Consider the following 22,533-nt stretch of genomic DNA (forward strand, 5'->3'; position numbering starts at 1 on the left):
ATCGATAGAAATCTATAACCGTAAGCGACCTCATTTGTCCCTGAAATACAAAACGCCCGATGCGGTGCATCGGGCGTTTTGAAACTGAAACAGGTGTAAACCTATTTCAGGACTAGACAAATCAAAAGCCCCTCACCACTCAACACAATGAGCGTTAGCTCGAGTACCGCTTTTGATCTTGCCGTGCCAGCGATGTCGGAAGGCTGAGTGGCGGGATTGTTCCGGGCGTGGGAGCGCAGCGACCGTCTGGCGCAGCCAGACACAGCGCAAGGAGGTGCAGCGCAGCAAACCGTAGCCGCTGCGCCCGGATCAGTCCCGGAGCGAAGGTACCCCGAGCCCCAGCGAGCGGGCCGAACGTAGGAGCTAGCGTTTTTTGCTGACTTTTTTACTGGGCCGGCATTCCGGGCGTTTGTAAAAAAGTAAGTCGCCGTAAGGGCGAAACCCGAAACAGCCGTTACCGCAGCAACGGATATTCACCCAAAACCCCAAGAACCTGGTCCGCCCCAAGGCCGCCAAGCCCCTAAAACAACCTCAAAGCAACCCCTCACTCTCCGGCAGCTCATACGCTACAGCCACATTGCTCCCGCCCACCGACTTCCCGGGCCGACCCAACGTCGGTTCCTTCTGCAAACACTCCACCAGATAATCAATAAACACCCGCAACTTCGGCGGCAGATAGCGCGTCGGCGAATGCAGCAACCACAACCCACCATGATAGGAAGCAAGAAACGTCCACTCCGGCAGCACCTGCACAATCAGCTGCTGCTCCAACGCATAACGCGCGGTGAAATACGGCAGGCTGCCTATTCCGATGTGCTGCAACACCGCCCCTAGCCGCACACCGGTGTGATTGGCGGCATAGCGCCCGCGCACACCGACGGTCACCGCCTTGCTGCCCTGCTTGAATTTCCAGCGCGCATCGCTCGGCGTTTCACCCAGATAAATACAACTGTGATTGAGCAAATCGTGAGGATGTGTCGGCGTGCCATGTTCGGCCAGATATTGCGGCGTCGCGCAGAGCATATGATCGATCGTCAGCAACTGCCGGCCGACCAGACCGGCCGGCGGACGATCGGTGATGCGAATCGCGAGATCGACATGATCATCGATCAAATCGACCTGACGATCCTCCAGCAACAACTCGACATCAACCTTGGGATAGCGGCGAAGAAACTCCGGCATGTGCGGATGAATCACAAAGCGCCCCACCGCTTTCGGCACGCTGACCCGCACCAGCCCCTCCGCTTCGTGGGTGAACTGACCACTGATTTCCATCACCGACCTGGCCGCACTGACCATTTCCTGGCAACGCTTGAACACCTCTTCACCACCATCGCTCAAGCGCAATTTGCGCGTGGTGCGTTGCAGCAAGCGTGTGGCCAAGGCTTTCTCCAGACGCGAAATGCTGCGGCTGATCGCCGAGGGTGACGACCCCATCTGCCGGGCCGCTTCAGAGAAGCTGCCGGTCTCGACAACCTTGACGAAAATCGCCATTTCACCCAGCAGAGGCAGCGGAAGATTGATGCTCACAACGCACAAGTCCTTTGATGTTCGAATGGATTATCACGTTATTGCACGATTCATATAATAAAAACAGAACTTCATCAGGGCATGGAATATGACGCTTCGCCTGTTTTTTCACAGTGATGATCTCAAGGCGAATGTCGAAGTCCTCGACTGCACACCCTGCGAGAACGAATTCGCCGTAGTGCTGCGCGCTACCCTGTTTCACCCGCAGGGTGGCGGCCAGCCCTGCGACACCGGCTGGATCGGTGAAAGCCGGGTGTCGCGCGTGGTGCAGGAACCGGAGCGCATTGTTCATTTCGTCGACCGCCCGGTCCCGCTTGGCATGACCGTCATCCGTGTCGATGAAGAGCGCCGCCGCTTCAATACCCGCATGCATTCGGCTGGGCATCTGATCGGTCATTTCATTCAAGCCATGGGCTGGGTGCCGATCAAGGCGCACCACTGGCCGGACGAAGGTCGGGTGCAATTCAAGCCGGGCGATGGCGCTGAAGAAGTCGATGCGCCAACCGTACAAACCGGCATCGAGCAGTGGATCGAACACGATCTGCCGCGCCTGACTTCACTGCGCGAGGGCGCACGGGAAATCAGTTTTGGTGAACTGCCGGCCTATGGCTGCGGTGGCACCCATGTACGTAGCCTGAAGGATTTAGGCACAGTCACGATCGCGTCGCTTTCGCAGAAGAAAGGCACGCTGTCCGTCCACTACAGCGTGGGTTGAGCATTTCGGACGATGCCATCGCGCAGCGTCCACAGCCGGGAACCGCATTCGCCGGTTCCGTTGACTATCGATAGATGGACCTAAAAAATGATGCTAGACGTCGAGCGTCTCGATGAGACGTGCATAAAAAAACTGGCCAACGAAGAAGTCCTCGCCATCCGCGTCAAACGCTTTTTGCCCGAGCCGCTGGCGATCGAGATCGGAGACAAGATTCTTGCTCCAGGTTTTGAAGGCTACATCAACGCGCCGAGTATCGGCCGCATCGGCATGGCCTTTTACGAAGCGGAAAATCAGCCGCTGCTGATCGAGGATTACTTCGAACGCGCCGCCCGCAATATCGATGAATTACGCCAGCGCTGCGCGCCCTACTCCTCACCGATCGACACCCTGCGCTGCATCCTCGACGAATCCTGGCCCGCCGGCGCGCATCTGGAAAACCTCTACGGGCGCAAGATGTATGTCGGCTTGTCGCGAGTGGTCAAGCCCGGCGTGTGCTTTCTCGCCCACCACGACATCTTCGCCAAGGACGCCCCGGACAGTTTTCAGGCGCGCAGTCTGGAAGCGCAATTTGCCTGCAACGTCTACCTGAACATGCCCACCGAGGGTGGCGCCTTGCAGATGTGGAATGACCACATCACCCCGGATCAATTCGACGAAATGCGCGGCGACAGTTATGGCATCGAACCTTCGCTGCTGGGGCCGCCGGCGCTTGAAGTGCGGCCGCAGCCGGGCGATTTCATCATGTTCAATTCGCGCCGTATGCACTCGGTCACTCCGGGCGTAGCAGACCCGCGTTTGAGCCTGTCGTTCTTTGTCGGTTATCGCGGCAATGCTTCCCCCCTGACGTTCTGGAGCTGACATGCTTTCCAACTACCTCGGCGAATTTCTCGCATTGGCCACCATCCACTTCCTCGCCGTGGTCGCACCCGGCCCGGACTTCGCCGTGACCATCCGTCAGAGTGTGCGCTTCGGCCGCCTCGTCGGAATCTGCACCGCGCTGGGCATCGGCGCGGGCATTTCCGTACATGTGCTGTACACCCTGCTGGGCGTCGGCGCCCTGATGCATACCACGCCTTGGCTGCTGACTGTGGCTAAGGTTGTCGGCGGTGCATACATCCTTTATCTGGGCGTCAGCCTGATTCGCAGCAAACCGAAGAGCAGCGTCAATAGCGAGAAAAACGCTGAAGAGCCGCTGATCGAGCAGTCGTTGTTCAAGGCGTTCGGCACCGGTTTTCTGACCAATGCGACCAACCCCAAGGCCACGCTGTTTTTCCTGGCGATTTTCACCACGATCATCAGCGCCAGCACACCGCTGCAGGTCCAGGCGTTGTATGGATTGTGGATGTGCTTCGTCAATGCGCTGTGGTTCGTTATTGTCGCGGTGTTTTTTTCCAGCAACAAAGTGCGCCTGCTGTTCATGCGCCTCGGACACTGGTTCGAACGCAGCATGGGCGTGATCCTGATTCTGTTTGCCGGACGCCTGATGCTGTCGATGTAACTCACACAAAAAAGTCCCGGCATCAGCTGCCGGGACTTTTTCATGTGTGCGCCTCTTTTGCATTTCTGTGCGACAGATCAAGTTTGTGACTCCCTCTTCACCTGCTCATGGTGGTAGGTTGCAAAATGTTTCTGCCGCAAGCGTCAGACTATTTTCCCAATCTCTAGCAAAGGAATGCCTGTTCCATGGTCTTTTCCCTGAAAAAACTGGCCGCTGCCACGCTCGTCATGGCCAGCCTCACCGCGTTTACCAGCGCCGCACAAGCCAACATCACTGCCGAGCAAAGCGCGGCGATCCTGAAATCCTTCGACGGCAAGAGCTTGACGGATTTCCGCAGCTTCCTCGGTAGCCTGGCAAAAAGCGACGTGGCCAATGCAGATAACCTCACCCCGTCCATCAGCGCCTTCCTCGACAACAAGGCCTTGAACGATGAACAGCAGAACGAAATTCACCGTCTGCTGGGCATTTACACCCGCGTGAAATATGGCAAGTCTGCACTGGAAACCCTGCGTCAGCTCGTCGAAATCCCGAGCTTCCGCAAGGATGGCGTTGAACAACATGACAACCCGGAATTCATCAAGATTGCCGGCGAGATTCAGAAACTTGCTGAATCCTTCGGTTTGAAATTCCGCAATGTCGATAACCGCGTCTATGAAATCTCTCTGGACGGCAAAGGCGACGAAGTCGTTGGCATTCATGCACACGCCGATGTGGTGCCAGTAACTCCGGAAAACTGGGTATTGAAAGACGGCACCAAGCTCGACCCGTTCAAGGTCACGCTGATTGGCGATCGGATGTACGGGCGCGGCACCGAGGATGACAAGAACGCCATCGTCGTCGCCCTGTACGCCATGAAAGTGATCAAAGACGAGAAGCTGCCATTGGCGCGAAACTTCAAGTTGCTGGTCGACACCACCGAAGAAACCAGCGGCGATGCCATTCCTTATTACTTCGAACGCAACCCGACGCCGAACTACAACATGGCGCTGGACGGCGGTTATCCAGTGGTAATTGCTGAAAAAGGCTACGGCACCGTCATGGCCAACTTCGCCAAACGCAAAGCCGAGGGCAACGGTGCAGAAATCATTTCGATGACCGGCGGCAAAGCGACCAACCAGATTCCATCGGCTTCGGTGGTCACGCTGACAACCGACAAGCCTGCCGAGCTCGCCGCCAGTTTGCAAAAAGCCGGCGACGCCTACGCCAAAGCCAACGGCGGCGACTTTGAAGTTGCGGCAAAGGTTGATGGCAAAGGCGTGAAACTCACCGTCACGGGGGTTTCTGCGCACTCTTCCGAACCAGAATCCGGCGTCAACCCGGTTGCGCGGATGCTGAGCTTCATCAACAGCCTGGACGGCAAAGTCCCGCTCAAGCACAACCAGTTCACCGATGCCGCGCGTTACGCCGATGACAACTGGGGCCTGGATTATCTCGGCAAAAAACTTGGCGTGGGCTTCTCCGACTCGTTCATGGGACCACTGACCACCTCGCTGACCTATGTCGGTGAGGACGACAAAACCTTCAAACTGGCAGTGAACTTGCGGGTTCCGAAGGGCAAGTCGCCTGAAAAGCTCAAAGCTGAGATCGCTGAGAAACTGGATGCATGGAGCAAAAAGGCTCACGTTGCGGTGGCATTCGACTATTCGGTGGCCGAACCGATGTATCGCAATCCCGAGGGTGAGTGGGTCAAGGCGCTGCTCGCCGTGGCCAGCGAAAACCTCGGCATGAAGTCTGAATTCGGTACATCCGCTGGTGCGACTTCGGTTCACGAATTGCCGAACGGCGTGCAATTCGGCCTGGCGCGGCCTGAGGCCAAATACACCGGCCATACCGACGGCGAATTCAAGACCGTCGAGCAGTTCCTGCTGGATCTGCAGATCGTCACGGAAATGATGGGGCGTGTCGGGCAACTGCCGAAACTGTAATGCAGCGCCTGAGTTTGGTCACCGATGACCGGGATCGAGATAAAAAAGGACCTGTGAAAAGGTTCTTTTTTATCGCCCCTATAAAACGCGCACAAACAAAAACGCCGATCATCGCTGATCGGCGTTTTTGTGAAATTGGAGCGGGAAACGAGACTCGAACTCGCGACCCCGACCTTGGCAAGGTCGTGCTCTACCAACTGAGCTATTCCCGCAAATGGCGTCCCCTAGGGGACTCGAACCCCTGTTACCGCCGTGAAAGGGCGGTGTCCTAGGCCACTAGACGAAGGGGACACGCTACCCGGAACACATGGTGTGTGTTTCGGTGTCCAGATCCGCATCCGAAGACTTGGTTCTGGTTTCACTCAGCACCGCCCGAAAGCACTGCTGTTTAAAATTGGAGCGGGAAACGAGACTCGAACTCGCGACCCCGACCTTGGCAAGGTCGTGCTCTACCAACTGAGCTATTCCCGCATTGGCGTCCCCTAGGGGACTCGAACCCCTGTTACCGCCGTGAAAGGGCGGTGTCCTAGGCCACTAGACGAAGGGGACACACTACAACATTCACTCCCTGCCGCGTTTCGCTGTGTGCTTTACGCTGCAAGTGGCGCGCATTCTATGGATGGATTGAGAGGTCGTCAACCCCCTGATATAAATTTATTTAAATCAATGACTTCGACCTCGATTAAGCGTCGGGCAGGTCTTTTCCGTCGTCCGAAACCTGACGCCTATATTCCGCCACTCGCCAAGACGTTATAGTCACCGCACAGTGATGGCAATCTGCACATCAAGCGCCAGCATTCATCTATACAGCTGGCGGCCGATACAGATTGCAGCAGCCGATCAAACCCGTCGAGCGGCGCTAGGCGCCTAAATGCCCAGCCACTACACTCGCATGCGAACCCTATAAAGAGGTCTTACCGGTGACACCACTCATGATCACCCTGCTAGTCGTAGCCGGGATCGCAATTCTGATCGCCATTGGCTACATGAACCATGTGGTGGAAAACAACAAACTGGAGAAGGCCCGCACCAAAGTCGAACTCAACGACCGCCTGCGCCGCTGCGGCGAACTGACCGAAACCTTCCCCGGCCAGTTCATGACTCCGGCACTCAAGCTACTGCTGACACGCCTGGAACTCAACGTGTGCCAGCGTCTGCTCAATCTGGAAAAGACCAGCGCAACCACCAAGGCCCGCATCACCGAACTCAGCGCCTTGGTCGCCCAAGGCGAATCGATCCCGGTGAACAACCCGCCCGCGCCGATCCTGACCGAAGCCAAGGCCAAAGATGTGCGCTTCCTCCTCGAAGCCCTGCACGGCCAGATCACTCGCGCCGCGCACGACGGCTTCCTGCCACCGAACGAAGCCAAGCAGTGGATCCGCGAAGTGCGCCACATCCTTGTGCTGCTGCACATCGAGTTCTTCAACAACCTCGGCCAACAGTCCCTGCAACAAAACCAGCCCGGCCAGGCCCGCCTCGCCTTCGAACGTGGCGTGCAATATCTGCGCAAACAGCAGGACCCACAGATGTACGCGGAGCAATTGCAGTATCTGGAAAAACTGCTCGCCCGAGCCAATGCCCAGGTCATGGACAAGATTGCCCCGGTTGAAGGGGACGAAAACCAATTGACCGCCGGTTTGAAGGATGTCGAAGCGGATGCGGACTGGAAGAAGAAAGTTATTTACGACTGAGGCGCGAATGCTGGGGAGAGAAGCCACCTTATTGGTGGCTTTTTTGTGGGCGACTTGGAAGAGGATGTGAATTGAAGACCGCTTTTGCGAGCAGGCTCGCACAGAAAAGCAAAAGCAAAAGATCGCAGCCTTCGGCAGCTCCTACACACGATGAGCGTTAGCTCGAGGACCGCTTTTGATCCTGGCGCCCGTCGGCAGGCTTAGTGGAGGGATTGAGCGACCTTACGACGCAGTCGTACACACGCAAGGAGGTGCAGCGAAGCAAACCGGAGCCGCTGCGCCCGGATCAGTCCCGGAGCGAAGGAACCCCGAGCGCCAGCGAGCGGGCAGAACGTCAGGGCGCAGCCTTTTGGTTACTTTTTGCTGGGCCGGCATTCCGGCGTTTGAAAAAGTGACCCGCTGTGAGAGCGGAACCGCCCCAAGGCTCAAAGCCGAAAATGCCCAACCATCGAGCGCAACTCCCCGCCCAACTGCGCCAGCTCAACACTCGAAGCCGCATTCCCGCGCATCGCCAGCGAAGAATGATCCGCACTCGCGCGAATCTGCGTCACACTGCGATTGATCTCCTCCGCCACCGAACTCTGTTGCTCGGCCGCCGCCGCAATCTGCTGATTCATCTGTTGAATCAACGACACCGCCGCCGCAATGCTCCCCAGCGCACTCTCGGTCTGCAACGCATCGCTGACCGCCAGTTTTACCAGTTCGCCACTGCTGCGGATCTGCTGCACCGACGACTGCGCCGCCGCCCGCAAGGCGCTGACCAGACGCTCGATCTCCTCGGTCGATTGCTGGGTACGCCGCGCCAGCGCACGCACCTCATCGGCCACCACCGCAAATCCCCTCCCCTGCTCCCCGGCCCGCGCCGCTTCGATTGCCGCGTTCAGCGCCAACAGATTGGTCTGCTCGGCCACGCTCTTGATCACTTCCAGCACCGTGCCGATATTCTGAATCTCGGCGCTGAGGCTCTCGATGCTGGAACTGGCCGAGGTCGCCGAATCCGCCAACTGCTCGATCCGCGCCATGCTCTGGCGTACCACCTGCTGACCGCTCTCGACCTTGTCATCCGCCGTCTGCGCCGCCAGCGCCGCCTCTTCGGCATTGCGCGCAACATCATGCACGGTGGCGGTCATCTGGTTCATCGCGGTGGCGACCTGCTCGGTTTCTTCCTTCTGACTGTTGACCTCCAGGTTGGTCTGCTCGGTCACCGCCGACAAAGATTGCGCGGAACCGGCCAAGCGCTCGATCCCGGCCTGCAAGCCACTGACAATCGTGCCAAGGCCGACAGCCATTTGCTGCATCGCCAGCATCAACTGACCCATTTCATCGCGGCGCGTCACCTCGACCTTCGCCGTCAGATCACCCGCGGCAATCTGCTGCGCCACACGAATCACGCTGCGCAACGGCGCCACGATCAGGCGCGTGATCACCCATGCGGCGAGTAATCCGACCAACAGCGCCAGCGCCGAAGAGCCAATGATCAACAGCGAATTCTTTTTCAGCTCGGCCTGCATCGAAGCGTCTTCGGCGACGTAAGCCTGATTCACTCGATCCACTACCTGCGCGGCACGCTCATGCAGTTGGTCGTAGACGGTTTTTTCCTGAGCCAGCAGGCCGGTGTATTCGGCGAGTTTTTCGTTGAACCCGGCGATGTGCCCCGACACTTCATTGAGCACGGTCAGATAGCCCTCGTCCTTGACCGTGGTTTTAAGCGCTTCGGCCTGCTCCTGTGCCTGTGCGGCCTGCTCGATGTTGCCCTGACCGGCATTGTCGGCATCTCCCTTGCGGCTCTGATCCAGGCGCACCCGCGCTTCGTTCATCGCCTGCAGCATCAGCCGCGCGACCTGACTGACCTGATTCGCCTGCTCGATGAACTGGGCGCCGTCCTTGCCCTCGGTGTCTTTCAACGTATAGGCGCCATCATCCGCGAGCCCGGCCTGCAACACGTCGAGGTTATTGGCCACGCTGGACACCGACCAACTCGCCATTTCCAGGGCGAGATCCTTGGCCTGGCTCAGCGAGACGAACTGATCGAACGCCTTGCGATATGCGCCCAGCGCTTGCTCGACATCGCTCATCACCGGCCCATTGGCCGGCGCTTGCGCCTTGAGCTGCCCGGCGAGCACGACCAGTTCATCAACGCCTTCGCGCAAGGCATCGGCTGTTTTCGGGTTGCCGCGCAGGGCGTACTCTTGCTCGAGCAGGCGCACCTTCAGCAGGCCGCTGTTGAGCGCGGACATCTGCTTCAAACCCTCGAAACGCAGACTGATGGCTTGCAGGGACCAGACGCCGATCGCCGCAACCAATGCAGTCAGCAACAAGACCAGCACAAATCCGATACCCAGTTTTTTCGCCATACCGAGGTTGGCAAAACGTCCCTGCACGGCCGAAATCATTGCGCGTAGCCCCCTGCCAAAGTCTGTGGATGGAGATTCGCAACGGGCTCGAACCAGCACAAGTCTCAGGCATCGGAATAATGGCAAAAAGCTACGCCAGCGTCGTTTTCAGAATGCTGGAGGTCGATCCACGCACGTATTGCGAAAAAACTGCCGGGCACGTGGGTCACAGGCACAGGCCACATTGATGCGCTGCCAGTCACCGGACTCACCACTGGGACTGAATGCATCCGCTGCCGACAACTCCAGCCCGCAACGCTGCGCCTGCCTGCGTACCGATGCCTGATCGCCCAACCGGGCGCGCGCCCAGATGAACAGCCCGCCAACCGGCTTGCCGAACACTTCCCACTCGGCATCTTCCAGAGCCTGCAAGGCCGCCGCGCGATCAGCATTCAAGCGTTGGCGCTGACGCTGCACCAGTTTGCGGTACGCGCCAGTCGCCATCAGCCTGGCCAGCACCGCCTCGGCCAATCTGGAACAGCCGAGGCCGCTGACCATCTTGACCTCGGCCAGACGTGTCAGCAGTTGGCTGTCAGCCAGGACGAAACCGACCCGCAACGAACTGCTCAGTGTCTTGGAAAAACTGCCTACGTAGATGACCCGGCCCTCATGGTCCAGCGCCGCCAGCCGCGTGCCGCTGCCGGTGTGCAAATCAGCGTAGACATCATCTTCGATCACGTGCAGCTCGTAAGTCTTGCTCAACTGCACGATGCGCTGAGCCACGGCGGGCGTGAGACAACTGCCAGTGGGATTGTGGTGATGGCTGCCGATGAACAAGGCGCCGGGACGAAACTGACGCAGCAGCGATTCGAGCATGTCGATGTCCGGCCCGCTCGGTGTACGCCGCACTTCGAGCATGCGTACGCCGTGCAGGCGCAACAGGTCAAACAACGGTGCATATCCGGGCGTTTCCACCACTACGCAATCGCCCGCCCTGAACAAGGTGCGCACGATCAGATCCAGCGCATGACTGGCACCACTGGTGCTCATGAGCCGGGTACTGCAGGCATCGATATTCATCAGCTTGAGGCGCTTGGCAATTTGCTCGCGCAACGCTGGCAGGCCCAGCGGCGAGCTGTAGTTGAACAGACTGGCCATGTCGGTGCGCGCCACCTCGCGTAACGCGTAAGTTAGGTCGTCGGGCTCACGCCAGCTCGGCGGCAAGCCACCCTGCCCCAATATCAAGCGCCCCCTGGAGTCGCTCACCTCATCACGCCATGCATGGCGCCCCTCGAATACTGGCGATTCCGAGTCCGCTTCGAGCAACGTCGGCGAGGCCGCGACGATGAATCCGGCCCCCTGACGTGAAGTCAACACACCTTGCGAAACCAGGCGTTCGCAGGCTTCGACGACGCACGACTGGCTGAGCAGATTACCCCGTGCGATTTGCCGAACGGAGGGCAATCGCGTGGCCGGAGGGATACCGCTTTGAACGATCCAGTCAGTCATTCCGTCGACAATCTGCTGCACGACCGGCACCATTGCCTGTCGGTCAATTCTCAGTTCCATGAGCACGCAAACTCCTGTCCGTTTTGCTGGCAGCAGTAAATCACAGCCGCGCCGCCGAGGCTGTGCGACAACGCCGCCAAATGCACCAGTTCTAACTATTTGATACACATTGTTGAACGGTCTTCACGGGGACAAACAGCGAGGCACAAAAAAACCGCACGCAGGCGGTTCTTTGTATAACAGCAACGGTCAGAACGCGGTCACGCCGCCATCCACCGCCAGCGAATGTCCCGTGGTAAATGCTGCACCGTCGCTGCACAGATACAACACGGCACTGGCGATTTCTTCGACCTTGCCGATGCGCCCGACCGGGTGCATGGCGTTGGCGAATTCGCCCTTCTTCGGATCGGCTTCATAGGCACGGCGGAACATGTCCGTATCGATCACCGCCGGGCACACCGCGTTGACGCGGATTTTCTTCTTAGCGTATTCGATCGCCGCCGATTTGGTCAGGCCGATCACCGCGTGTTTCGACGCCGCGTAGATACTCATTTTCGGTGCCGCGCCCAACCCGGCTACCGATGCCGTATTGACGATCGCTCCACCGCCCTGTGCCAGCAGCAACGGCAGCTGATACTTCATGCACAGCCAGACGCCTTTGACGTTGACGCCCATGATCGCGTCGAATTCGTCCAGCGAACCGTCGGCGAGTTTGCCCTTCTCGATTTCAATCCCGGCGTTGTTGAAGGCATAGTCAAGACGACCGTAGGTATTGATCACCTCGTCCATCAGATTTTTTATATCGCTTTCCAGCGTTACGTCACAGCGTACGAAGGACGCTTCGCCTCCAGCTGTACGAATCAGCGCCACTGTGCCTTCGCCACCTGCCGCATCCAGGTCAGCCACTACCACTTTCAGGCCTTCAGCGGCAAACGCGAGGGCAGTTGCACGGCCGATGCCGTGTGCGGCTCCCGTGATTACAGCCACCTGACCGGAAAACGTCATGCTCATGGGTGTGTCCTCGAAGGCAAACAAGCTGGGGGGATATTGGCGTTGCAGCATAGCCAGCTGCGGTGGCAGCGTGTCAGCACTATCCAATCGCTGTTTACTTGTCCATGCATGGCGGTGATGTAACCCCACCAACGACCATCACTGCACTGGATCGAGCTGCATTCGCCGCATCAGCCAACCTTGCGGCATCGGCCCTGAAGGGCTATCAACAAGGCTTCATTCCGTTCGAGTGCCTGTCATGACCAACCAGACCAATCGCCAGTTCCTGCTCGCCAAACGCCCGGTAGGCGCCGCAACCCGCGAGACCTTCACTTACCAGGAAGTACCGGTCGGCGAGCCACAGTCGGGACAGATTCTGGTGAAGAACGAATACTTGTCCCTCGATCCGGCCATGCGTGGCTGGATGAACGAAGGCAAGTCCTACATCCCGCCGGTCGGGATCGGTGAAGTCATGCGCGCACTGGGCGTGGGGAAAGTCATCGCCTCGAACAATCCCGGGTTTGCCGTGGGCGATTACGTCAACGGTGCCCTCGGTGTGCAGGATTATTTCCTCGGCGAGCCGCGCGGTTTCTACAAGGTCGACCCGAAACTCGCACCATTGCCGCGTTACCTGTCTGCACTGGGCATGACCGGCATGACCGCCTATTTCGCCCTGCTCGATGTCGGCGCACCGAAAGCCGGTGACACCGTGGTGCTGTCCGGCGCGGCAGGTGCGGTGGGCAGCGTCGCCGGGCAGATCGCCAAGATCAAAGGCTGCCGCGTCGTCGGCATTGCCGGTGGCGCCGACAAGTGCAAATTCCTCATCGATGAGTTGGGCTTTGACGGCGCCATCGATTACAAGGCTGAAGACGTTGTCGCCGGCCTCAAGCGCGAATGCCCGAAAGGCGTGGACGTGTACTTCGACAACGTCGGCGGCGACATTCTCGACGCGGTGCTGAGCCGCTTGAACATGAAGGCGCGAGTGGTCATCTGCGGCGCGATCAGCCAGTACAACAACAAAGAGGCAGTCAAAGGTCCGGCCAACTACCTGTCACTGCTGGTCAACCGTGCACGCATGGAAGGTTTCGTGGTAATGGACTACGCCGCGCAATTCGCCAGCGCCGCGCAGGAGATGGCTGGCTGGATGGCCAATGGGCAGCTTACAAGCAAGGAAGATGTAGTCGAAGGGCTGGAGACGTTTCCGGAAACCCTGATGAAACTGTTCAACGGCGAGAACTTTGGCAAGTTGGTGTTGAAGGTTTAAGGCAGGATCGCAGCGTTCCGCAGCGCCTACAGCTGTTCGCATAACGCTGTAGAAGCTGCGGAACGCTGCGATCTTTCAGGCGATTTCGGCTACAACCGCGGCCAACGCCTGCGCCGGATCTGCCGCCTGGCTGATCGGGCGGCCGATCACCAGATAATCGGAACCGGCATCCAGCGCCTGACGCGGGGTCAGAATGCGGCGTTGATCGTCCTGCGCGCTGCCCGCCGGGCGAATCCCCGGGGTGACCAGTTGCAGCGACGGGTGCGCGGCTTTCAGCGCCGATGCTTCCAGCGCCGAACACACCAGACCGTCCATCCCGGCCTTCTCGGCCAGTGCCGCCAGACGCAGCACTTGTTCCTGCGGCTCGATATCCAGACCGATACCCGCCAGGTCCGCGCGCTCCATGCTGGTCAGCACGGTCACGCCGATCAGCAACGGTTGCGGACCACTGCGCTTGTCCAGCTCTTCACGGCAGGCGGCCATCATGCGCAGGCCACCGGAGCAGTGCACGTTGACCATCCACACGCCCATTTCGGCAGCGGCTTTCACGGCCATTGCGGTGGTGTTGGGAATGTCGTGGAATTTCAGATCCAGAAAAACTTCAAAACCCTTGTCACGCAGGGTGCCGACGATTTCCGCGGCGCAACTGGTGAACAGTTCCTTGCCCACTTTGACCCGGCACAGCTTCGGGTCCAACTGGTCGGCCAGCTTCAATGCGGCGTCACGGGTAGGGAAATCCAGGGCGACGATGATAGGAGTCTGGCAGGCGGACATGAATGGGCTCTCAGGCTGGTCGAAAACGGCGCGCATTGTAGCAGAGTTGATTGACCGCCAGGACGCCATCGCCGCCATAACCGCAGCAACGGATCTGCTTGCACAACTCAAACAATGCCGCTAGGCCCGAGCCTGACTCTTGCTCCAATCCGTCAGCAAACTATAAGCCACCGCCAACAACGTCGGCCCAATGAACAACCCGATAAAGCCAAACGCAATCAACCCGCCAAACACCCCAAGCAACACAATCACCAACGGCAGATTCCCGCCACGGCTGATCAGATAAGGCTTGAGCACGTTGTCGACGCCGCTGATGATGAACGTCCCCCAGATCCCGAGAAACACCGCCATCCCGTACTCGCCCTTCCACGCCAGCCAGGCCGTGGCCGGCACCCACACCAGCGGTGGCCCCATCGGAATCAGACTGAGCAGGAACGTGACGATTCCCAACACCAGCGCCCCCGGCACCCCGGCAATCAAGAAGCCGATCAACGCCAGCAACGCCTGCGCTGCCGCCGTACCGATCACGCCGTTGACCACACGTTGAACAGTTCCGGCCACGAGCTCGATGTAATAGCCGGCACGATCGCCGATCAGGCGCTCCAGCAGACTGTGCACGAACGCGGCCAGTCGCGGCCCGTCACGGTAGAAAAAGAACACGAAGACCAGGCTCAGCGTCAGTTCTAGAATCCCGCCGCCGATCTGCGCACTGCGCGCCAGCAGCCAGTTACCGACCTGCCCCAGATAAGGCTTGATCGAGACCATCAACGCCGCGCCCTGCTGATCGATGCTGTCCCACATCGCCACCAGACGCTCACCAACCAAAGGCACGCTGCCAAGCCAGGTGGGCGCTTCCGGCAAACCGTCGACTTGTACGTCCTTGATGAAGGCCGTGGCATCGCGCACATGATCGGCGAGGTTGAGACCCAACCACACCAATGGCGCCGCCACCAGCAACATCCAGCCCAGTGTCAGGATCAAAGCGGCCAGCGATTCGCGGCCATTGAGCCAGCGGGTCAGAAGACGCATGAGCGGCCAGCTGGCGAACGCCAGCACCGCGCCCCAGAACAGCGCCGACCAGAACGGCGCCATTACCCACAGGCTGGCACCAAACAACACCAGCAGCAGAATCTGCACCAGCAGGCGATCGTTATTGAGCATGGAAAGTCCCGGCAAAGTCAGTCAGCGAAAGAGTAGGCGAGCACTGTGTTCGTGCCCGCCCGGCACAGCTTATCGCAACAGATCAATGCGCAGGCCCGGGCCTTCGAGACTGCCCATTTCCATCCGCGCTGCCCGCACGCCCTGACTGATCAGCGCCTGGCGCCAGGCTTCGGCCCTGGGCCCGGAAACCGTGACCCGCAAGGTTGTGTCGAGATTAAGGCCACGGGAAATCAGGCGCAGCCAGGTGGCATCCGGCTCATCCGCCAGTTTCGGGAAATCCAGCTCGCCGGTGCTTTTCAACTGGCGCAGCAGGGTCGCCGAGGTCGGGAGTAACTCGCCCAATGGCGCAGTCGCCTCGAATTGCTCGACATGCAGATAGGCTTTGCGATTACCGCGAGTGATGCTGTAAAGCGCCACCAGAGTGTTGTCCTTTGGCGCGGCCAGCCTGAGCAACAGATAGGCCTGCTGCTCATCGGAACCGTACAACTTGGCGTTGCCAAACACCTCGTTGGCCCACAGGCTGCTTTCGCCGCAGTCACGGGCCTGACACCAGAACAGCAATTCGGCGTCCTGCTTTTGCAAGGCTTCGCGGGCGGCGGTGAAGGCTTCGGTGGCGGAATGTTCCGGCGGCAACTCATAGGTCACCGAGGTGGTCTGGCCGCGGGCGGTGACCTGCCCGTCGAAACGCAATTGGCCGCTGATCTTGCGGATCGCGCCCAGCGGATAGATACGTTCCAGCTCGGCGACCGGGCGATAGTCGACGATTTGCGCATCGGCCAGACGCGGCACGATTTGCAGGTCATGGCTGCCCGGCACATCGGCAGCAAACGATAAGGAGCTGAAGCAGCACAGCGCGAAGAGACTGAGTGACCGCATAGTCAGCCTCACCGGACGGTCATGGCTGGGCGGGTCGGGGTCGCAGCGGTATAGAAATCCATCGAGTTTGTCTCCCATTTCAACCCGCCCAGCCTCGACAGTTGCCCGCAGCAAGTCAAGGCATGGAGAAGAAGCGATTGAAACAGTCTGCTACAAGACCTGCGCCAGCCTCGTCATTCAGGTGCAGATGATGCCCGCCCGGCAACTGTTCCTGGCTGAAGGGCAAACGCTCCAACAGCGCAGGATGTTTGGCCAACATGCCATCCGCCGCGACCACCAGATGGGCCGGGCAACTGACGCGCGAGGCAAACGCCATCGCCTGCTCTTCAGTCAGGCGCAGCGGCGATGGCAAGGTCAGGCGATTGTCGGTACGCCAGGTATAACCGCCGGGCACCGGCATCAAACCGCGCTGGCCCAACAGTTCAGCGGCCTCGCGACTGACTGCCACCAGCCCCTTCATCCGTGCTTCGATGGCACGGTCGAGGGTGCTGTAAACCGGTTTGCGCTTTTCCCGCAGATCCAGCTGCGCCTGCAGAGCCATGCCCATGCGCTCGGCAGCGTTTTCGCCTTTGTCTGTCGGAGGAATTACTCCATCGATGAGCGCCAGATGACTGATGCGCTCGGGCAGCGAACCGGCCAGCACCATGGAGACGATCGCGCCCATCGAATGTCCGAGCAGGCCGAAACGTTTCCAGCCAAGTTGTTCGGCGACTTGCAGCACGTCATGAGCGTAGTCCCAGAGGGCATAACCGGCGCCGTTCGGCCGATGCCCGGAATGACCGTGGCCGGCCATGTCCAGGGCAACAATGCGCAAGCCGTTGAGCTTGGGTGCAAGCCGGGCAAAGCTGTTGGCGTTGTCGAGCCAGCCGTGCAACGCGATCACCGGCAAGCCGTCCTCGGGGCCAAAAAGATGCGCGGCCAACTCGATGTGCGGCAGGTTCAGCCGCACTTCTTCGCAGGTCGGGCTCATGCGCAATCCTTGTTCTGGCGCTGTTCCCAGCGCATGAACAGGCTCTTGAGCAGCCGCGCCGTGTCCTGCGGGCGCTCCAGCGGGAACATGTGCCCGCCGGGCATGCTCAACGCCTCGCCTTGCGGCAGCCGCGAGACGAAACGTGTGTGATGACGCATGACCACGCGGCTCTTGTGCCCGCGCACCATGGCCAGCGGCACCTGCAACTGACGGGTACGCCCTGGGCTGGTGTGCGGCACCCCGCGATAAATGCTGATTTCGGTGGCCGGGTCAAAACGCAGGCGCAGCTTGTCGTCGACCTGATGCAAACCATGTTGCAGGTAGGCATCGAAGCATTCCGGATCGAAGCCGCGAAACAGGGTCTTGCCGGAAAAGTAATTGCGCGCACTGTCGAGATCGGCGAATTCCTCACGGCGCCCGAGGGTGCGCCCGGCCGGGGTCAGCCGGTCGATGAAACCAAAGCGCTTGGCCGCGCGAATCACCCACTGATCGGTGCGGGTCAGCACTGGCGAGTCGAGCATGACCACGCCGCGATACAACTCGGGACAACGCAACGCCGCGTGCAAATGCAGCAGGCCGCCAAAAGAATGGCCGACGCCCCACACCGGCTGCTCCTGCTGCTCAAGGTGATGGATCAGTTCATCGACGAGGTTGTACCAATTGTCGTCCGCCGGAAAACGCGGGTCATGGGCGTGCTGCTCCAGATGCGCGACCCGATACTCCGGCGCCAGCGCCGCGAACAACTTGCCATAGGTTCCCGAGGGGAAGCCGTTGGCGTGGGCGAAAAAGATCGGTTGCGACATTCGGGTAAATCCACTGGGCGGGAACGTGGCGTTGATTGTCCGCAAGACCCGGCGCCGCAGCAATGACCATAACTGCCAGAAATGGTGGTGGAGACGCTTCACAAGCAAAAGATCGCAACCTTCGACAGCTGCGGCAGGTACACGCATTTTGATGGGGAGCTGCCGAAGGCTGCGATATTTTTGATCTGCAACCGGTCAGCGCACAGGCGGCTGCTCCCCCAGCGGCACCACCGCCATGGTCAGGCGCGACACGCAACTGGCCTTGCCTTCATCGCTGGTCAGGCGGATGTCCCAGACATGCGTGGTGCGGCCTATATGAATCGGGCTGGCCACCGCCGTCACCCGCCCGCTACGCAAGCCGCGCAGGTGGTTGGCGTTGATTTCCAGGCCGACGCAATAGAATTTGCTCGCATCGATGCACAGGTAACTGGCCATTGAACCAACGGTCTCAGCCAGCACCACCGACGCGCCGCCATGCAATAGACCGTAAGGCTGGTGGGTGCGATGGTCGATGACCATGCTCGCCGTCAGCGACTGTTCGTCGAAGGCTTCGAAGCGAATATCCAGCACTTCGCCAATGGTGTTCTTCTGGATTGCGTTCAACTGTTCGATGTCGGGAGTAGTACGCCACAAGCTCATCGCAGACTTCCTTTGTTGTTGTAATCGACGCTCAATCCTGCCACAGCACCGCCTCACTGCGCGCGCTCCATTCTTCGAAGCGAGCGCCGTATCGGTCTTCGATGACGTTGCGCTTGATTTTCAGGGTCGGCGTGAGGAAGCCGTTGTCTACCGCCCAGTTGTCCTTGACCACCACCAGCCGGCGCAAGCGTTCGTGTTTGTCGAGGGCTGCGTTGACCTCTTCCAGAAGTTTTTCCAGGCTCGCGTGCAGGCTCGCCCGTGGCTCCTGCTGATTGACCGTCGACAGCACACACAACCCCAGCGGTGCACTCAGGCCATCGCCGACCACGCACACCTGTTCGATGCGCGAATGCACGGCCAGGCGGTTTTCAATCGGCGCCGGGGCGACATATTTGCCTTTGCTGGTCTTGAAGATTTCCTTCAGCCGCCCGGTCAGGCGCAGGCGCCCTTCGCTGTCCTGCTCGCCCTTGTCGCCCGTGCGCAGAAAGCCGTCTGCGGTCAACGTCTCGGCGGTCTTCTGCGGTTCCTTGAAATAGCCGAGCATGTTGGCCTGGCTGCGCACCTGCACTTCGCCGGTCTCAGCGATGCGCACCTCGACTTCCGGGCACGGCTGGCCAATCCAGCCTTGCTTGTATCGCCCCGGCAGGCAGATATGCGAATAGCCGCAGCCCTCGGTCATGCCGTACACCTCCAGCACATCGAGGCCGAGTTTCTGATACCAGGCAAGCAGGGTCTGCGGCACTGGCGCGGCACCGGACAACGCCACGCGCAAGGCATCCAGTCCAAGCCCGGCCAGCACTTTGTGCCCGACCCGCTTGCCGATGAAGGGCAGCCCGAGGAGGAAATCCAGGCGCTGTGCCGGAATCTTGCTGTACACGCCCATCTGGAATTTGGTCCAGATACGCGGCACGCCGAACATCGCGGTCGGCCGCGCGCGCTGCAGGTCGGTGATGAAGGTGTCGAGGCTTTCGGCGAAGAACACTGTCTGCCCGGTATAAATCGACGCCAGCTCGACAAACATGCGCTCGGCGACATGGCACAGCGGCAGATACGACAGCAGCCGATCGTTCTCGTTGAGTCCGAACAACTGTGTTCCACGACTGGTGGCGAAGCCGAGATTGGCGAAACTGTGCATCACGCCTTTGGGCAGGCCAGTGGTGCCGGAGGTGTAGATGATCGTCGCCAGATGCTCGGCGGCCGGACGCGGATCGTCCTGGATCGGCGACCAGCGCTGCAGGTCCGCCCAACTGAAATCAAATTCGCCCGGCGGGTGCAGCGGCAGGCTGATGGTCGGCAGATCTGCCGGCACACCTTGCGACATGCCCGCCCAGTCATCGAGTTTGCCGATGAACGCCAGCGCACTTTCGGAATGAGTCAGCACTTGCGCCACGGATTCGGCGGTGAGGTTGGGATACAGCGGCACGGACACATGCCCAGACATCCAGATCGCCAGATCGGCGATGATCCAGTGCGCGCAGTTTTTCGAGATCAGGGCGATGTGGCTGCCGGCCGGCAAGTCCCTCGCCCGCAACCAGTGGGCGGCGCAGCGTGCCTGATGGCCGACATCCGCCCAGCTCAGCGCCTCGACCTGCCCGCCGCCGATCGGCTGCACCAGAAAGCGCTGGCGCGGGTGCCGGGCTTCCCGTTCGTAGAACACGTCCAGCGGCAAACGGAAGGCGGCAGACATGCGACTCGCTCCTGTTTTTTTGGTCTGGAGCAAGCGTAGTCAACCAAGCAAGTGCTTGGTTGGAAATTTCAAACAAATAATTTCGTGAGGTTTGCGCAGATCCAATGTGGGAGCGGGCTTGCTCGCGAATGCGGTGGATCAGACACATCAACTGTGAATGACACACCGCATTCGCGAGCAAGCCCGCTCCCACAGCGATATGGCGTTAAGGGTGTTTCAGGCTATTGAGCTTCATCGAGCCAATCAGCAGTTCACTGTGCTCAAGCTCCGCCAGCCCCGCTGTGCTTACCCGTTCCGGCGGGTGTCCGGCGCCATGCTGCAGATAGCTGAGCAGGTTACCCACCAATGGGTTGTGGCTGACCAGCAGCACATTGCTCACCGCGACCAATTGCTCGGCGACCTTGTCCGGATCACTCTCCGGCGTCAACCACTCGACCGTGCGGATCTCAGGCTCGAAACCCAACGCCTCGCGCACGATCTGCGCGGTTTGCTGCGCGCGCACATAAGGACTGGCGTAAATCGCTGTCAGCGGCTGGCCCATCAGATGCGCGGCGCTGCTGAGAACTTCTTTACGGCCATGCTCGGTCAGCTCGCGCTCGGAATCGATTTTAGAGCCGTGAGGCACCGCCTCACCATGACGCAATACCCAGAGTTTCATAGCTTGGGCTCCTCATCGCGCACCGGATGCGCGGCCGGGGCGACGGTGTGTGGCGCCTCACCTTCCGGGGTGCGCGGCGCCGGCCAATCAGCAAACGGCCAGGGCTTCTGGTCACTGTGGAACGTGCCGAAGCGGCCGATCTGCGCAAGAAACTGGCTCAGGCTGTCGCCAAAATTCATCAGGCTGGCGCTCGGTGCGCCGTAGATCAGACGGTAAATCAGTTGCACCAACACCACCGCGCCGAGGATGAACTGCGCGACTTGCCAGACCAGCAGATAAACGATCATCCACAACACCCGCAGGGGGAGGGATTCGTACTGGGTTTCGCTTTTCGGATCGTTCATGGCTTGCTTCCTGTCCGTGTAACAGCTGAATCAGTTGAAACCGCTGGTGGAAATAAAGTCGACGTCGGTTTTCGGCTCGGCCCGCATCAGTAGACCAATCACCTGCTCCAGCGTGCGGCCTTCGAACAGGATCGCGTGCAGCCCGGCGACCAGCGGCATGTACACGCCGACTTCCTGGGACTTGGCCTTGAGCACTTTCAGCGTGTTGACCCCTTCAGCGACCTCGCCCAGACGCGACACCGCTTCGTCGAGGCTCAAGCCCTGGCCGAGGGCAAAACCGACCTGATAGTTGCGGCTCTTGGGCGATGAGCACGTGACGATGAGATCGCCAACGCCGGCCAGGCCCAGGAAGGTCATCGGATTGGCACCTTGATTCACCGCAAAGCGGGTCATCTCGGCCAAGGCGCGAGTGATCAGCATGCTCTTGGTGTTCTCGCCCATCTCCAGCGCTACGGCCATGCCGGCGATGATCGCGTACACGTTTTTCAACGCCCCGCCCAGCTCGACACCGAAACGGTCGGCGCTGGCGTAAACGCGAAAAGTGCGACCGTGCAGTGCGGCTTGCACCGCTTTGCACAGTGCTTCGTCTTCGCTGGCGACGACCGTGGCGGTCAGTGCATGCTCGGCAATTTCCCGAGCCAGATTCGGCCCGGATAACACGCCGATCCGTGCCTGCGGGGCGATCTCTTCAAGGATCTGACTCATCAGTTTGAAGGTGTGCGCTTCGATGCCTTTGGTCAGGCTGACCAGCATCTTGCCGCTCAAGCGCTCGGCGTGGGCGGCGAGCACCGTGCGCAAGGCGCTGGATGGCAGCGCGACAAAGCACAGATCGCAGGCCTCGAGGGCCGCTTGCAGGTCGGTGACCGCGGTCACGCCTGGCAGAATCTTGATGCCTTTGAGGTAACGCGGGTTTTCGCGATTGACCCGGATGGCCTCGGCCTGCTCGGGGTCACGCATCCACTGAAGGACTTGATGGCCGTTCTCGGCCAGCAGATTGGCCACGGCGGTACCAAAACTTCCGCCTCCCAGGACCGCAATCGGGCGCTGTTCAGTCATATGCAATCCGTTAATCCATACCAGTGGCGATGGCGGGCATTATACGGGGCCCCCCGGTGGCGGCCAGCCCCAGCAACAATTACCGTCAGTTGTAAGAAGAAGACCAATAA

The 22,533-nt window shown here is 59.9% G+C and carries 20 protein-coding genes, 4 tRNA genes and 1 pseudogene; 6 read left to right on the plus strand and 19 right to left on the minus strand.

The genetic code is table 11. The features are described 5' to 3' along the window. Positions 1-531 precede the first annotated feature (531 nt). The gene (locus ACP7D9_RS11055; RefSeq protein WP_101156151.1) at positions 532-1,530 is read right to left on the minus strand and encodes a LysR family transcriptional regulator; all 999 of its coding nucleotides are present in this window, start codon (positions 1,528-1,530) and stop codon (positions 532-534) included. An 88-nt stretch (positions 1,531-1,618) separates the two neighbouring features. Between ACP7D9_RS11055 and ACP7D9_RS11060 the strand changes: the two genes are divergently transcribed. The 4 genes from ACP7D9_RS11060 (at position 1,619) to ACP7D9_RS11075 (ending at position 5,668) form a co-directional block, all read left to right on the plus strand. Next, positions 1,619-2,245, plus strand: coding sequence for an alanyl-tRNA editing protein (locus ACP7D9_RS11060; protein ID WP_426157401.1), 627 nt, complete (start codon positions 1,619-1,621; stop codon positions 2,243-2,245). An 87-nt stretch (positions 2,246-2,332) separates the two neighbouring features. Further along, the gene (locus ACP7D9_RS11065) at positions 2,333-3,103 is read left to right on the plus strand and encodes a 2OG-Fe(II) oxygenase (RefSeq protein WP_312999833.1); all 771 of its coding nucleotides are present in this window, start codon (positions 2,333-2,335) and stop codon (positions 3,101-3,103) included. Position 3,104: 1 nt separating this feature from the next. Then, positions 3,105-3,743: a LysE family translocator gene (locus ACP7D9_RS11070; protein WP_426157403.1), complete on the plus strand. Its 639-nt coding sequence runs from the start codon at positions 3,105-3,107 to the stop codon at positions 3,741-3,743. Between the two features lie 185 nt (positions 3,744-3,928). Continuing rightward, positions 3,929-5,668 (plus strand): dipeptidase, encoded by a 1,740-nt coding sequence (locus tag ACP7D9_RS11075; protein WP_426157405.1) that lies wholly within the window; start codon positions 3,929-3,931, stop codon positions 5,666-5,668. A 136-nt stretch (positions 5,669-5,804) separates the two neighbouring features. Here ACP7D9_RS11075 and ACP7D9_RS11080 read toward each other — a convergent pair. The 4 genes from ACP7D9_RS11080 to ACP7D9_RS11095 form a co-directional block, all read right to left on the minus strand. Continuing rightward, positions 5,805-5,880, minus strand: a tRNA-Gly gene (locus ACP7D9_RS11080). A 3-nt stretch (positions 5,881-5,883) separates the two neighbouring features. Next, positions 5,884-5,959 (minus strand) — tRNA-Glu (locus tag ACP7D9_RS11085). Between the two features lie 104 nt (positions 5,960-6,063). Next, a tRNA-Gly gene (locus tag ACP7D9_RS11090) sits at positions 6,064-6,139 on the minus strand. A gap of 2 nt (positions 6,140-6,141) precedes the next feature. Next, positions 6,142-6,217 (minus strand) — tRNA-Glu (locus ACP7D9_RS11095). Between the two features lie 383 nt (positions 6,218-6,600). On the opposite strand from ACP7D9_RS11095, the gene ACP7D9_RS11100 reads away from it, so the two are divergent. Then, positions 6,601-7,359, plus strand: a complete 759-nt coding sequence (locus ACP7D9_RS11100; RefSeq protein ID WP_178081140.1) for a hypothetical protein — start codon at positions 6,601-6,603, stop codon at positions 7,357-7,359. 425 nt (positions 7,360-7,784) lie between these two features. On the opposite strand, the gene ACP7D9_RS11105 is transcribed toward ACP7D9_RS11100, so the two are convergent. The 4 genes and pseudogenes from ACP7D9_RS11105 to ACP7D9_RS11120 all read right to left on the minus strand — a co-directional run bounded on the left by ACP7D9_RS11105 (position 7,785) and on the right by ACP7D9_RS11120 (position 12,212). Then, positions 7,785-8,666, minus strand: coding sequence for a methyl-accepting chemotaxis protein (locus tag ACP7D9_RS11105; RefSeq protein ID WP_397479760.1), 882 nt, complete (start codon positions 8,664-8,666; stop codon positions 7,785-7,787). After that, positions 8,649-9,752: pseudogene (locus tag ACP7D9_RS11110) on the minus strand (HAMP domain-containing protein); the annotation flags it as partial. The pseudogene ACP7D9_RS11110 and the gene ACP7D9_RS11105, both read right to left, overlap by 18 nt. 108 nt (positions 9,753-9,860) lie before the next feature. Then, positions 9,861-11,261, minus strand: a complete 1,401-nt coding sequence (locus tag ACP7D9_RS11115) for a PLP-dependent aminotransferase family protein (RefSeq protein ID WP_426157407.1) — start codon at positions 11,259-11,261, stop codon at positions 9,861-9,863. A 189-nt stretch (positions 11,262-11,450) separates the two neighbouring features. Further along, positions 11,451-12,212, minus strand: a complete 762-nt coding sequence (locus tag ACP7D9_RS11120; RefSeq protein ID WP_426157409.1) for an SDR family oxidoreductase — start codon at positions 12,210-12,212, stop codon at positions 11,451-11,453. Between the two features lie 238 nt (positions 12,213-12,450). Here ACP7D9_RS11120 and ACP7D9_RS11125 point away from each other — a divergent pair, with 238 nt between their 5' ends. After that, positions 12,451-13,455: an NADP-dependent oxidoreductase gene (locus ACP7D9_RS11125; RefSeq protein ID WP_101156131.1), complete on the plus strand. Its 1,005-nt coding sequence runs from the start codon at positions 12,451-12,453 to the stop codon at positions 13,453-13,455. 75 nt (positions 13,456-13,530) lie between these two features. Here the strand turns inward: ACP7D9_RS11125 and pyrF are convergent, their stop codons facing one another. From pyrF to ACP7D9_RS11175, 10 genes are all read right to left on the minus strand, one after another. Beyond that, on the minus strand, positions 13,531-14,229 hold the full coding sequence (gene pyrF, locus ACP7D9_RS11130) for an orotidine-5'-phosphate decarboxylase (protein WP_178081139.1): 699 nt from the start codon (positions 14,227-14,229) through the stop codon (positions 13,531-13,533). A 120-nt stretch (positions 14,230-14,349) separates the two neighbouring features. Further along, a complete protein-coding gene (locus ACP7D9_RS11135; protein ID WP_101156127.1) occupies positions 14,350-15,390 on the minus strand; it encodes an AI-2E family transporter in 1,041 nt (346 codons plus the stop codon). 69 nt (positions 15,391-15,459) lie between these two features. Next, positions 15,460-16,266, minus strand: coding sequence for a DUF4892 domain-containing protein (locus tag ACP7D9_RS11140; RefSeq protein ID WP_426157412.1), 807 nt, complete (start codon positions 16,264-16,266; stop codon positions 15,460-15,462). A 115-nt stretch (positions 16,267-16,381) separates the two neighbouring features. After that, positions 16,382-17,236 (minus strand): alpha/beta fold hydrolase, encoded by an 855-nt coding sequence (locus tag ACP7D9_RS11145; RefSeq protein ID WP_426157414.1) that lies wholly within the window; start codon positions 17,234-17,236, stop codon positions 16,382-16,384. Beyond that, positions 17,233-18,039 (minus strand): alpha/beta fold hydrolase, encoded by an 807-nt coding sequence (locus tag ACP7D9_RS11150; RefSeq protein ID WP_101156121.1) that lies wholly within the window; start codon positions 18,037-18,039, stop codon positions 17,233-17,235. The genes ACP7D9_RS11145 and ACP7D9_RS11150 overlap by 4 nt, the downstream gene beginning before the upstream one ends. Before the next feature lie 195 nt (positions 18,040-18,234). Then, the gene (locus tag ACP7D9_RS11155) at positions 18,235-18,678 is read right to left on the minus strand and encodes a hotdog fold thioesterase (protein ID WP_101156119.1); all 444 of its coding nucleotides are present in this window, start codon (positions 18,676-18,678) and stop codon (positions 18,235-18,237) included. 31 nt (positions 18,679-18,709) lie between these two features. Next, a complete protein-coding gene (locus ACP7D9_RS11160; RefSeq protein WP_426157416.1) occupies positions 18,710-20,365 on the minus strand; it encodes an AMP-binding protein in 1,656 nt (551 codons plus the stop codon). Positions 20,366-20,570: 205 nt separating this feature from the next. Beyond that, on the minus strand, positions 20,571-21,023 hold the full coding sequence (sixA, locus tag ACP7D9_RS11165; protein WP_101156116.1) for a phosphohistidine phosphatase SixA: 453 nt from the start codon (positions 21,021-21,023) through the stop codon (positions 20,571-20,573). After that, complete coding sequence (locus ACP7D9_RS11170) at positions 21,020-21,367, minus strand: DUF4389 domain-containing protein (protein ID WP_426157419.1); 348 nt, start codon at positions 21,365-21,367, stop codon at positions 21,020-21,022. Before ACP7D9_RS11170 ends, sixA begins: the two co-directional genes overlap by 4 nt. 30 nt (positions 21,368-21,397) lie before the next feature. Then, positions 21,398-22,423, minus strand: coding sequence for an NAD(P)H-dependent glycerol-3-phosphate dehydrogenase (locus ACP7D9_RS11175; RefSeq protein WP_426157421.1), 1,026 nt, complete (start codon positions 22,421-22,423; stop codon positions 21,398-21,400). Positions 22,424-22,533 lie beyond the last annotated feature (110 nt).

The sequence above is a fragment of the Pseudomonas sp. TSRC2-2 genome (assembly GCF_049897785.1).
In the GTDB taxonomy this organism is placed as follows: Bacteria; Pseudomonadota; Gammaproteobacteria; order Pseudomonadales; family Pseudomonadaceae; genus Aquipseudomonas.

Excerpts from the sequence above, each read along its gene's own strand:
- ACP7D9_RS11145 (WP_426157414.1), bottom strand. The coding sequence starts at position 17,236 with ATGAGCCCGACCTGCGAAGAAGTGCGGCTGAACCTGCCGCACATCGAG.
- ACP7D9_RS11135 (WP_101156127.1), bottom strand. The coding sequence starts at position 15,390 with ATGCTCAATAACGATCGCCTGCTGGTGCAGATTCTGCTGCTGGTGTTG.
- ACP7D9_RS11170 (WP_426157419.1), bottom strand. The coding sequence starts at position 21,367 with ATGAACGATCCGAAAAGCGAAACCCAGTACGAATCCCTCCCCCTGCGG.
- ACP7D9_RS11125 (WP_101156131.1), top strand. The coding sequence starts at position 12,451 with ATGACCAACCAGACCAATCGCCAGTTCCTGCTCGCCAAACGCCCGGTA.
- ACP7D9_RS11150 (WP_101156121.1), bottom strand. The coding sequence starts at position 18,039 with ATGTCGCAACCGATCTTTTTCGCCCACGCCAACGGCTTCCCCTCGGGA.
- ACP7D9_RS11105 (WP_397479760.1), bottom strand. The coding sequence starts at position 8,666 with ATGCTGGCGATGCAGCAAATGGCTGTCGGCCTTGGCACGATTGTCAGT.
- ACP7D9_RS11075 (WP_426157405.1), top strand. The coding sequence starts at position 3,929 with ATGGTCTTTTCCCTGAAAAAACTGGCCGCTGCCACGCTCGTCATGGCC.
- ACP7D9_RS11070 (WP_426157403.1), top strand. The coding sequence starts at position 3,105 with ATGCTTTCCAACTACCTCGGCGAATTTCTCGCATTGGCCACCATCCAC.
- ACP7D9_RS11100 (WP_178081140.1), top strand. The coding sequence starts at position 6,601 with ATGATCACCCTGCTAGTCGTAGCCGGGATCGCAATTCTGATCGCCATT.
- pyrF (WP_178081139.1), bottom strand. The coding sequence starts at position 14,229 with ATGTCCGCCTGCCAGACTCCTATCATCGTCGCCCTGGATTTCCCTACC.
- ACP7D9_RS11115 (WP_426157407.1), bottom strand. The coding sequence starts at position 11,261 with ATGGAACTGAGAATTGACCGACAGGCAATGGTGCCGGTCGTGCAGCAG.
- ACP7D9_RS11140 (WP_426157412.1), bottom strand. The coding sequence starts at position 16,266 with ATGCGGTCACTCAGTCTCTTCGCGCTGTGCTGCTTCAGCTCCTTATCG.
- ACP7D9_RS11060 (WP_426157401.1), top strand. The coding sequence starts at position 1,619 with ATGACGCTTCGCCTGTTTTTTCACAGTGATGATCTCAAGGCGAATGTC.
- sixA (WP_101156116.1), bottom strand. The coding sequence starts at position 21,023 with ATGAAACTCTGGGTATTGCGTCATGGTGAGGCGGTGCCTCACGGCTCT.
- ACP7D9_RS11160 (WP_426157416.1), bottom strand. The coding sequence starts at position 20,365 with ATGTCTGCCGCCTTCCGTTTGCCGCTGGACGTGTTCTACGAACGGGAA.
- ACP7D9_RS11155 (WP_101156119.1), bottom strand. The coding sequence starts at position 18,678 with ATGAGCTTGTGGCGTACTACTCCCGACATCGAACAGTTGAACGCAATC.
- ACP7D9_RS11065 (WP_312999833.1), top strand. The coding sequence starts at position 2,333 with ATGATGCTAGACGTCGAGCGTCTCGATGAGACGTGCATAAAAAAACTG.
- ACP7D9_RS11120 (WP_426157409.1), bottom strand. The coding sequence starts at position 12,212 with ATGAGCATGACGTTTTCCGGTCAGGTGGCTGTAATCACGGGAGCCGCA.
- ACP7D9_RS11175 (WP_426157421.1), bottom strand. The coding sequence starts at position 22,423 with ATGACTGAACAGCGCCCGATTGCGGTCCTGGGAGGCGGAAGTTTTGGT.